Origin of the sequence: Microcystis sp. M090S1 (genome assembly GCF_020246295.1) — a bacterium.
In the GTDB taxonomy this organism is placed as follows: domain Bacteria; phylum Cyanobacteriota; class Cyanobacteriia; order Cyanobacteriales; family Microcystaceae; genus Microcystis; species Microcystis aeruginosa.
Map to the genome: position 1 here is coordinate 1 of NZ_JADBTF010000042.1, position 3188 is coordinate 3188.

The 3188-nt window shown below is 49.2% G+C and carries 1 protein-coding gene and 1 tRNA gene; both read right to left on the bottom strand.

The genetic code is table 11. The annotated features are described in order from the left end of the window. Nucleotides 1-507 precede the first annotated feature (507 nt). Nucleotides 508-581: transfer RNA gene (locus IM477_RS01710), tRNA-Met, on the bottom strand. Between the two features lie 91 nt (nt 582-672). Beyond that, nucleotides 673-2499 carry a peptidoglycan DD-metalloendopeptidase family protein gene (locus tag IM477_RS01715; RefSeq protein WP_287730291.1) on the bottom strand — a complete coding sequence of 609 codons (1827 nt, stop codon included), beginning with the start codon at nt 2497-2499 and terminating at the stop codon, nt 673-675. Nucleotides 2500-3188 lie beyond the last annotated feature (689 nt).

Genomic DNA, 3188 nt, shown 5'->3' on the forward strand with positions numbered 1-3188 from the left:
TGACAACAGATAGTAGGGGGTTTTGTTCAGAAAAGAATTCAAATTCGGCCTTGAACGAGTAAAACTTTCTAGGAAATAAGGTTGAACATGAGATTTTTTCGACTTGTTCAAAGTGGCCGGAGGGCATCCGGACACTCAAAACGGGCGGGTCGAAAGAGTCAGACTTAAGCAATTAAGCGTTTTTTGGTGAAGCGTCAACCCCATTGACGCGACCACCCTAAAAAAGTGGCGTGGTGAGGAATCGCCGTCCGTTTTACGGCGGCGAGGATGTCAAAAGTTATCGGGTAGAACCTGGGAACGAGATAATGCTCTAGAAGAATTGACTTTTTCAGGATTGCCTGAGCAATTTCAGCCAGATTTACCGAAATATATTCCCCCGAAGCAGCGAACCTGATTCCCCATTTTTTTAGGGAACGATTGTATGGGGTAACTTTCGTTCAGCCCGACAAGAGCCAAAAAATTGCCAGTAGAATTGCCAGGAAGCTCCCAAGAGGAGCTTGATTCCGATGGCTCAGGGCAGATTTGAACTGCCGACCTTGGGCTTATGAGTCCCCTGCTCTGACCAACTGAGCTACTAAGCCGTTGTTTACACAGTTATCAATCATAACACACAATCACCCAATTGCACAAGAGCGAAAAAGGGAAGATTTTTTCTTCCCTTTGCGGGCATCTTTAACGTCTGCCTGGCAGGAAAGCCATGGGGTTGACTGCGCCCTGGCCGGAGGGGTGAACCTCGAAATGTAGGTGGGGGCCGGTGCTAAAGCCACTGCTACCCATCTGAGCGATTGGCTCGCCTTGCTGAACAGTTTGGCCGCGACGCACCAGCAGACGGCTGTTATGGGCATAGAGAGTGGTGCTACCATCGGGGTGACGCAGTTTCACCAGATTGCCATAACCGCCAGAATTCCAACCGGAGGCGATTACTTCACCGGCGGCCGCCGCCACAATCGGGGTCCCCACTGGACCGGCGATATCGATGCCGCGATGAGGTCTGCCCCAGCGCCAACCGAAACCGGAGGTTAACACACCTCTGGTGGGCCAGATAAAGCCGGTAAAAATGGGGGCGGGATTAGGTAAATACTCATCGGGATTAGCGAGGGGAGGAAGGGAAGGTTCTACGGTTTCGCCGACAGGAATTCGTAGGCGATCATTATATTCTTCCACATTGGTAGGAGCCGAACCGATAATCTGTGGGGGGGTGCTTTGGTTAGAACGAGAACGAAGGGCAGCCCATTGGGGATTAGGGGTTATTTGCCGATCATCGACGGTTTCTGCGGGATTATCGACGGGAATAGCGATACTTTTCTGGGTTTCCGAAAGGTTAGTTTCCCGCAGATTAGCCACCTCTTGGCGCAATCTTTCCCGATAGCTGCCGGTGATATTTTCGGGGAATTCTTCCGTCTCCGTGGTGGCAGTTGCGGCGGGCAAATTTTGTCGATTGCTGGGGTTAAAGGACAATCTCGGGCGATCGCCGACCAAGGGGGTAAGATTTTGATTAACTCTAGCGTTGGCAGAGCGGTCGGGAATCACTAGGGTTTGATTAACTTTAATCCGGTTGGGGTTGTCAATGCCGTTTTCCCTGGCTAATTCGGCGGGGGTGATGCCGAGAGCGCGAGCGATCGTGTTTAAGGTATCCCCTGGCCGAACCCGATAAACTTGGTTTTCTGGGGGAACTATGACCCGAGGATTGGGAACGGCGGGAATTTCAGTCACAGGAGCCGGATTTCGTAGGGCAACGCTGGGAATTTCCGGTCTGCTTGTCAAGGGAGGATTAACGGCAATTGTGGCTATCGGGCGATCGCTTTCAGGGGTGGGAACGGGAATCGGGATCACCTGGCTGGTTGGTCGGGGCGATTCTTCGGGAGCAATAACGGGAATCTCGACAGTGGTTGGCGAATTATCGGGAACGAGAGCGGTAGTTTCGGTGACGATTACTGTTTCCCCGGAATCGGACTGATGGGGGATTTCCTGGGTCTGTAAGGCGGCCAAACTTTCTTGGAGACGTTGACGGGTTTGACGCAGACTAGCAGAGGAACTATCCAACTGCTCAGGAGTTGCTGCCGGGGCTGCCGGGGGCAACTGCTCAGGAGTGGGAATTTTTAAGGTTTGTCCGATAATCAGATCGGATTGGGGGGGGAGATTATTGCGGGTAGCGATCGCCGTAGGGGTGGTTTGATAGGTGTCGGCTAAACTCCACAGGGATTCTCCCGGTTTTACCTGATGCTCAACCACTGATGTGGCGATGAATTTGACGGTAGCAAGTGCTTGGGATTGGATTATTTGCGGTTCTTTTAGTTCTTTACCCGCACCTTTTGCTTTTTGGGACAGGTCAATTACTTCCCATTCTAAGGGTACAGAATTGGCGGCCTGGGCTGATTCTGAGGTGGAGTTGAGAATGCTAGGTACTCCCAGAGAGAGTGCTAATCCCAGCAGGGCAGCCGAGCAACGGACTCGGTTAGACTCAGCAGTGCAATTCTGTTCTGGGGTAGCGGATGTCATGGGGTTGTGGATAAAAGTCTCTTTCAAACAGACCTCCTGTGGTGTAAAGAGTTAGCTAGAGCCAGTCGATTAAGCCGATGATTCTAGCTTTCAGCATTAGCCTTGAGGCTAGAGTAGAAGTTAGGCAACTTTTCTTTTTAGTCAAAATACCTAAAGGTGACTTTTAGGAGAGATTAACTTAGATTTTGAAATTGTGCAAGTCTCCCTCTGACTATTAGCATCGGGATCACGGCAAGTTGGTGACATTTTGAATGTCCAGATTGACGATGCTCTATCTCAGTTGTTCCAAGCTGATCAGCATTTTTCGTCTTGCCAATTTTTGCCAGTTTTTTGATAGAAATTTTTTATCGGTTTTGCCGTTTAGAAAGAAATTATTAATCATTCGCTGCTCGAAAGGAGCAACGATGGCTATTCAGGGGGCAATACCGGATAAATAGGGTTTGCCGAAAAAATTTTTTCTGGGGGCAGGGTGTGGGGTGTGAGGTGTCGGTCGTCCATAGCAAATTAGGTGACACTTCGTCTTGATGAGAAAAAGGCTGTCAGCATTTCCTCAGCAATTCTCATTTTGAAAACAAAAGAAGATAAAGTTCTCTATGTGAACAAGAGAACTTCTGTCTAATTATCATTTTTTTTCAAGATAATCATCATAATTAGCTTCAAGAGACAGTTTTAAAATATCTGCCCATAAA